Annotated in this window: 8 protein-coding genes; all 8 read left to right on the forward strand. The window is 30.1% G+C overall.

Annotation, left to right across the window (positions count from 1 at the left end; translation table 11 throughout):
- Positions 1-149 precede the first annotated feature (149 nt).
- The gene (locus AAEO58_RS13360; RefSeq protein ID WP_341683903.1) at positions 150-830 is read left to right on the forward strand and encodes an HNH endonuclease; all 681 of its coding nucleotides are present in this window, start codon (positions 150-152) and stop codon (positions 828-830) included.
- Between the two features lie 162 nt (positions 831-992).
- The gene (locus tag AAEO58_RS13365; RefSeq protein WP_341683904.1) at positions 993-1,592 is read left to right on the forward strand and encodes a hypothetical protein; all 600 of its coding nucleotides are present in this window, start codon (positions 993-995) and stop codon (positions 1,590-1,592) included.
- Between the two features lie 150 nt (positions 1,593-1,742).
- Complete coding sequence (locus AAEO58_RS13370) at positions 1,743-2,855, forward strand: hypothetical protein (protein WP_341683905.1); 1,113 nt, start codon at positions 1,743-1,745, stop codon at positions 2,853-2,855.
- Positions 2,856-3,045: 190 nt separating this feature from the next.
- The gene (locus AAEO58_RS13375) at positions 3,046-3,744 is read left to right on the forward strand and encodes a tetratricopeptide repeat protein (protein WP_341683906.1); all 699 of its coding nucleotides are present in this window, start codon (positions 3,046-3,048) and stop codon (positions 3,742-3,744) included.
- 187 nt (positions 3,745-3,931) lie between these two features.
- Complete coding sequence (locus AAEO58_RS13380; RefSeq protein WP_341683907.1) at positions 3,932-4,507, forward strand: hypothetical protein; 576 nt, start codon at positions 3,932-3,934, stop codon at positions 4,505-4,507.
- A 235-nt stretch (positions 4,508-4,742) separates the two neighbouring features.
- Positions 4,743-5,297 (forward strand): hypothetical protein, encoded by a 555-nt coding sequence (locus tag AAEO58_RS13385; RefSeq protein WP_341683908.1) that lies wholly within the window; start codon positions 4,743-4,745, stop codon positions 5,295-5,297.
- A 165-nt stretch (positions 5,298-5,462) separates the two neighbouring features.
- Positions 5,463-6,101 carry a hypothetical protein gene (locus AAEO58_RS13390; RefSeq protein ID WP_341683909.1) on the forward strand — a complete coding sequence of 213 codons (639 nt, stop codon included), beginning with the start codon at positions 5,463-5,465 and terminating at the stop codon, positions 6,099-6,101.
- A 179-nt stretch (positions 6,102-6,280) separates the two neighbouring features.
- Positions 6,281-7,282, forward strand: coding sequence for a phosphotransferase (locus AAEO58_RS13395; RefSeq protein ID WP_341683910.1), 1,002 nt, complete (start codon positions 6,281-6,283; stop codon positions 7,280-7,282).
- The last annotated feature ends 254 nt before the right edge of the window (positions 7,283-7,536 follow it).

Below are 7,536 nucleotides of genomic sequence, written 5' to 3' on the forward strand. Positions count from 1 at the left end.
TGCTTCAATGGCTACTTCCGGATTTTCCTACGGAAAATCCGCTACTGAATGGAATGTTTTGTTATATTTGTATTGGCTTGGTGTTGGTTCAACGCCACTGAAAGCAAGCCTCATAACGTTGTGAGTAATTTTCCCTGAAACGACGAAAAATGTCAAATTATCAAAAAACAGAATGGAAAGAATTTAGACAAAACATTTTAGAAAATGATGATTACACTTGTGTGCGTTGTGGTAAAACGAAATTTGACGGAGTAACTCTCCAAGTTCATCACACAATTTATCATAAGGGTAGAAAACCTTGGCAATACGCAACAGAAGAATGTCAAACACTTTGTAAAGGTTGTCATGCAGCTGAACATGGTATTATAATACCAAAGTACGGTTGGGAATTTGTTGAAATGGAAGATTTAGAAGATTTGATTGGTGAATGTGAGTATTGCGGAAATCCATTAAGATATTCATTTACAATTTTTCATGAAAAATGGGGTTCATTAAATGTTGGAACCGGATGTTGTGACAATTTAACAGACAGTGATTTAGCTTCTAATGAGAAAGAAAGCTTATTAAGATATGTAAATCGGAGAAAGATTTTTTTAAATTCGTCTAGGTGGAAAAATACTGGAACAACACATTTAATTAAACAAGCTCTTTTTGAAATTAAAATAAATGAAGATGACGAAGGTTTTAAACTAACCATTCACGGATTGAAAAGTGATAAAAATTATGAAAGCTTAAAAATAGCAAAAGAGAAAGTATTTGACATTATTGAAAGTGGAAAGCTAATTGAATATTGCGAAAAGAAAAAGATAATATATCCGAAAAGAAAATAAAAACTACTCACAACAGCGGTTTGCATAAATGGCGAAATATGTGATAAATTCACGTTTATCTTTCGCAAGAAATTTTATCTTAGCCGAAAAATCTCGATTACGAAGTTCGCCACTTCTGCAAGCCGCGAAACGTTACCAGCCATTTTAGAACGACACTAACGTATGACAGCAATATTAATATTCATAGGGCTTTTAATTGGATTGAATTGTATTCCATTTCTAACCAAAACGACATTTCCAAAAACAGAAAAAGTAATAAAGAAAATATTAGTTGCCTCAACAATATTGTTTTTAACTTTTGTAATATTTGCATTTAATGGTTACAAACTAAGAGGATTTTACACGTTCTCGACAATTAACTGGATATTTATAATATCGACAATCGCTTATTTCGCCATATTCAAAAACTCAAAAAAGAAATTATTGACAATATTTATACTTACACCTTTAATTGTTTTTAGTTTTTTGACACTATTACTTGGACAACTTGTTTATGAAAATAGAATTGATGAAACTAATAAAATATCTGTAACGAAAGGTGGATTTTTAGCTTGTGGAGAAATTATTAATATTACTCAAACTAGATTCTTGATTTTCGACAAAGAAGTTTATCATATTGAAAATCTTTGCTTAATAGGTATTAACAAAATTGAGACAATTAAATTTGACGACAAACATACTGAATTTTTAATTTATCACAACGGAGAAAATGACTCTGAAAACCCGTACAAATATCAGATGGAAAGAAAAAACGGCTGGTAACAGGCGTTTGGCAAGATTGCGAATTTTGTAGTAAATACACGTTTATTTCTCACAAGAAATTTTATCTTTGATAGAAAATAATCGGTTCCGAAGTTCGCAACCTCGCCAAGCGCCGGAACGTTATGTGTAACTTTTCTAAAAAACACCCTAATGATTCTTTTTGAAGATCTAATAAAATATATTGAGTCAATCATTGTTCTATTTACTATTCCCTACGCTTATTTAGAAAGCCAGGAATCAAAATTTGAAAAAATTAATAATGCTATAAATACCCTTTCAGATTTAGTTCTTTATCGATTATCAAAGAAAAGTTTTATTTCAAACCATGAGTTGGAATCTTTAAGAAAATCATATCTCAGACAATCAAATTTATCGTTAAAGTCATTATATATAGATGATATTTTAGACAATGCAATCAATAAAATTGAAACAAATCCTTTCATCAGTATAAATGAAAGAAGAAAATTATATGAAAAAATAAATATTCTGAAACAAAACAAAAATTCAATTTGGATTAATGTTTATAGATTTCTGAAAAACAATAAAACAAAAATCTTTACTTATGTAATAATTATTATAGCACTAATAACTTTTATATTTCCAGAAAAATGGAACGTTTTTAAAAATTTAGAACAATACAAAAGATACTCTATTCAACTTGGAATTAGTTTATTTATTACATTTTTCGCAATTATTATATATAAAGTTTACATCCTTTTATTTAAAAATGCAATTAATGAAGGATTCTACCAACTAGATCCTTCTTCTTTTAAGTTTTTACCTGATTACTATAATGAACATATCTCTTTTAAATCAAATGATAAATTGGTAAAACTTGATTTAATCGATGTTGACTATAAAATTTTAAGAAAACAAGTTGAGTCGGATTCAGGTTGTTTAAGTTTAGGAGTAATAAAATTTTACAAAGAATTGCCTGAGTATAAACTAATTTTCAAATCAAATAAAAATTTTAAGCTAGAAATTATTATTTCAAAAAAATCAATAATAAATGGCTCAATTAATCTTGACAAAATAACTTATCGTATAGTTGAAAATAATGAAGTAAATGAAAAATCATTTTATCATTCTCAAAACAAAGAAGATTTAAAAGAGATTGATAGTGATTTTACAAAATTCAATAATTTGTTTAGCATTGTTGAAGGATTTAAGTGTCAAATCAACAATAATATTGTCATAGTATTAAACAATGAAATGCAATTAAAAGGCATTAAAATTAAAAATGAATTCTATACAATTAATTAAAGCTACACATAACAACGGTTTTATGCAATGGCGGGAATAGTGTATAATGGAACGAGCAGGAATCAAAAGTCTTTACTTCCCTTCTATTTTTTCTTTCTAACTTTTCGGTATATTTGTAAACATCAGTAACAAAAAACGCCACAACATAAAGCCGGTGGAACGTTATATGCTATTTTAAAACTATTCGTCTATGAAGAAATTAATTATTCTAAGTGCAGTATTGATAGTGTTATCTTCATGTAAGCAAAAAGAGAACAATCCTAATTTATCACATCATGACCTTCATCCAGGTTGTAAGCATGAGGAAGAATTGGGAAAAGTTGTAGATAGTTTTAATTTGAAATTAACACCACTTTATAATTCTAATCTTCCAGCTAATATTTTAATCTTTAAAGCTGACAGTTTGATTAAGGATTTTAATATTTCAAAATCACAATTCAGAAGTGAAGTCTCAAAAATGTGTCAAGACCAAATAAGTTATTTTAAAGCTGAAATATTTTATAAGAATGGAAACTTTAAGGAATCAATAAAACAAATTAACAATTCCATAGGTAAATATCCATACGTTTTCGGAGATAACGCAACTGCCTTGGCTGCAAATTATGTTAAGTTAAAAGATTATGAAAGTGCAAAATCATATATCGACAGTTTGAGAAAGGGCGACTATATTTACCATTATGCAAATGCTCAATACTACGAATGCATCAAAAACAAAGAGAAAGCTATTGAGTTTTACCAATCTATTGTCAATGATTCGTCAAAAAAGAGAAGGTTCTATTTCAAGATTGCCCAAAATAGATTAAAAGAACTTAATAAAAATAATGTGGTTTTTGAAAGTGAAATTATATTTCCAACAATGAAGCCTGGCTCGCAAACTTATCTTCAATGATATGACAAAAACAGCATATAACAGCGGTTTACACCAATTGCTGGGCTTGGGCTTACCTTTTTTGCTTCGGTGGACATTTGGCTTGTTTTCACTAATTTAGTTCAAAAGAAATTCTGTATATTTGTTTGGTCAGTGTTCGCAGCAGCAACTGGTGTAAGCCGCGACACGTTGGCAGTAATACTAAAAAATGAAGTTAGTAAGATATATATTTTTTTATTTCATGTTTTTCAATTCTTATTCTCAAGAGAGTTTTGAAACTAATAAGTTCTTTAATGACGTATTCAAAAAAAGGACTGATAAATTGAGATATACGGAAAATAAATTTGAAGATTTAGAAGAAATAAAAAGTAGTTTAGAACAAATAACTACAGTATCAAAAATGCAACTAAAAAATTTTCCCGAAATTCTAATTGATTCAATAAGTTTCACAAAAGAAGAATTGGAAAATGCGTTCAATGAATTTAAAAAAAATAATGATAAACTTTGGGCAAAAAATTTAATTGAAAACGGATCATATATTTCAAGAAAAAAAATTGATAAAATCTTTAAAAGTAGTTCAAAAGGTTGGGAGTATTTTCACAAAAATTACGGTGACGATTTATTTCGTTTGTCAAAGCCTATTTTTGTAAAAGGAAATACAGTTTGTTTTTTTTATTCTAGTAGTTCTTGCGGAAATTTATGCGGAACTGGATCGTTTGATATTTTTATAAAACAAAACGGAGAATGGATTTTTTATACTTCTTTGAGCATGTGGATTAGTTAAAGTACTACTGCCAACAGCGGTTTACACCAATTGCTGGGCTTGGGCTTACCTATTTTGCTTCGGTGGACATTTGGCTTGTTTTCACTAATTCAGTTCGAAAGAAATTCTGTATATTTGTTTGGTCAGTGTTCGCAGCAGCAACTGGTGTAAGCCGCGACACGTTAGCAGTAATGCCTCGTCAGACGCTGAAAATATATGACTGAAAATAACTTTTATTTTTTAAAAACTGAATTTAATGAATCAAACACTAAAGAACTTAATTGACGAAGGAAAGCAAATAACTTTTGAAGCTAATTGTAAAAACTCAGGTCACGGAATATATAGTAACGCAACCGAACACTTGTTATCTTGGGTTTCTCGAGTAGAAGATTACATTAGACATAATTATAATGAAGAAAGCGGACCATATAAATTGTTTGAAACATTTAACAGGAGAAAGTTAACTGGGTACGAGAAAAGAGATTTTGAAGAACAAATTAAAATATTATTAGGAGCACTGAAATCTTGTGAGACTATTTCACCTAATAAAATCACTAAAACAGAGGATAACGTTATTATATCTTTACTTAAAAATTATCTATTTTGGACAGTTTTAGTTGTTGCTGTTGGCGGCTCTTATAAATTAGGATTTGACAATGGAAATTCAAGGTTTGATAAAGATAATATTGAAATGTCTAAAGAAAATGAGATTTTGAAATCAGAAATAAAACAAATGGAAATAAAAGATTTAAAGAAAGATTCCATAATTATAGAACTACAGACAAACCTAAATATCGAGAAAAAAAAATAAGCACTACTGCTAACAGGCGTTTGGCAAGATTGCGAATTTTGTAGTAAATTCACGTTTACGTTTCGCAAGAAATTTTATCTTTAACAGAAAATAATCGGTTCCGAAGTTCGCAACCTCGCCAAGCGCCGGAACGTTACCGGCAATGTTTGAACAACCCAATCTTAAATGACAGATATCGACCATAATAAAATTATAACTAAGACAGCAACTGTCTTTTTTAAAAATCATGGAATAAAGAGAAAAGGACAATCCCGAACTTTCTTTGACGATAATTGCTGGTTTACAACAATTATAGAGTTTCAACCAAACTCAAGAGAAAAAGGAACTTTCTTAAATGTTGGCGTCAATTTTCATTGGTATGACCAAGATTATTTTTCATTTGACATCGGAAATCGGCAGTCATCTTTTATAGAGTTCCGTAATGAAACACAATTCGAAAGTGAAATTGAAAAACTCTGCAAATTAGCACTTGAAAAGGTTGCCGAATATCGTGAATCCTTTAAGACATTAAATACATCTCGCGAGAAAATTTGTAATTCAGAATTTGCCAGTGATTCCTTGTGGGGAAACTATCATAAAGGAACAGTTTCGGGACTTATCGGTGATTTTAATTCCATGAAAGTTTATTACGAAAATTTATTAAGTGCTGAGTATAATTTTCCGTGGGTAAATGAACTTAAAGAAAGAACTAAATTACTTTTAGAAAAAACAGCTTCTTTGGAAAGTTTCAAAACTGAAGTGGAAAAAATTATATTGGAAACCAGAAAGTCGAAAAAATTAGATGCGTGCCAACCTAACTTTTAAAAATAAACACAGCCGGTAACAGCGGTTTTGCGCTATAGCTGGTTTTATCTTTCTTGGAAAATACTCTGCACATCAGTATTTCTTATTACATTTATTCTTAACTTGCCGCTACGGCGCAAAGCCGCGGAACGTTAGCCGTCATTGTAGGACGACCGTAACCAAAGACAAACAAAGAATTGATGACAGAAAAATTTCCAACAATAAATAGCACACTTTCACCAAATGAACTTGGAAAACTTATTCAACAAAAATTTGGACTGAGCGACAAAACCGAATGTAGCATATTTCGACTTGCAATGAACCATCTATACATTGTTCAAGACGGTGAAAATAAATTCGTATTTAGAGTTTACACTCATCATTGGCGGACAAAATTAGAAATTGAAGAAGAATTAAGACTTTTAACTCACTTAAAGGAAAACGACCGACAGGTTGCATTTCCAATTGCAGACAAATCGAACAAATTAATTCAAGAAATTGAAGCACCAGAAGGAAAAAGATTTGGTGTTTTATTTTCGTTTGCCAAAGGCTCAAAGACAGCAAAATTCAAAGAACAAACAAGTTTCTTAATAGGACAATCATTAGCCAAAGTTCATCAATCGACCGAAAATTTTGAACTAACAAGAACCTCTTACAATGCTGAAAATTTGCTTAAAAATTCAGTTTTAAAAACAAAGGAATTCTACAGTAAAAACATTGACGAAATTGAATTTTTAGAAAAACTGTCTGTTTTCTTAACAGACAAAATGGAAAATATTGACAAACGTAAAATGAGGTACGGAAGTGTCCATCTTGATGTTTGGTTTGACAATCTGCACATTGATGATGAAACAGGAATAACTTTTTTTGACTTCGATTTTTGTGGAAATGGTTATTTATGTTTCGACATTTCTTATTTTCTGTTTCAGTTGCTTGCAACAAATTTAAACGAAGAAGAATATCAAATAAAAGCAGACAGCTTCATAAAAGGTTACGAAACCGTAACAGAAATAAGTAACGAAGAAAAAGAGTTCATAAATTATGGCTGTTTAGCAATTATGACTTACTACATTAGTGTTCAGTGCGACAGATTTAACTATTGGACAAATATTTTTCTAAATGAAGACCATTTAAAAAGAATGGTTGGAAATTTGAAAAGGTGGATTAAATATAACAAAATTGAAATAAACACGACTGAATAAACAACGAACGGCTAACAGGCGTTTGGCAAGATTGCGAATTTTGTAGTAAATTCACGTTTATATTTCGCAAGAAATTTTATCTTTAACAGAAAATAATCGGTTCCGAAGTTCGCAACCTCGCCAAGCGCCAGAACGTTGGCAGTAATTTTAAAAAATAACAAAACGAGACGAATTTAAATTCAATTAAACTATAAAATGGGTTACTATTATACACTTGGAATTAATTTCAGCGAAAGAGATTTGGCTGAAAAATG

Source organism: Flavobacterium helocola (genome assembly GCF_038289885.1).
Lineage (GTDB): Bacteria > Bacteroidota > Bacteroidia > Flavobacteriales > Flavobacteriaceae > Flavobacterium > Flavobacterium cheniae.

Bases quoted from the DNA above. Each gene is read 5' to 3' on its own strand.
- AAEO58_RS13360 (WP_341683903.1), top strand. From the start codon at position 150: ATGTCAAATTATCAAAAAACAGAATGGAAAGAATTTAGACAAAACATT.
- AAEO58_RS13365 (WP_341683904.1), top strand. From the start codon at position 993: ATGACAGCAATATTAATATTCATAGGGCTTTTAATTGGATTGAATTGT.
- AAEO58_RS13370 (WP_341683905.1), top strand. From the start codon at position 1,743: ATGATTCTTTTTGAAGATCTAATAAAATATATTGAGTCAATCATTGTT.
- AAEO58_RS13375 (WP_341683906.1), top strand. From the start codon at position 3,046: ATGAAGAAATTAATTATTCTAAGTGCAGTATTGATAGTGTTATCTTCA.
- AAEO58_RS13380 (WP_341683907.1), top strand. From the start codon at position 3,932: ATGAAGTTAGTAAGATATATATTTTTTTATTTCATGTTTTTCAATTCT.
- AAEO58_RS13385 (WP_341683908.1), top strand. From the start codon at position 4,743: ATGAATCAAACACTAAAGAACTTAATTGACGAAGGAAAGCAAATAACT.
- AAEO58_RS13390 (WP_341683909.1), top strand. From the start codon at position 5,463: ATGACAGATATCGACCATAATAAAATTATAACTAAGACAGCAACTGTC.
- AAEO58_RS13395 (WP_341683910.1), top strand. From the start codon at position 6,281: ATGACAGAAAAATTTCCAACAATAAATAGCACACTTTCACCAAATGAA.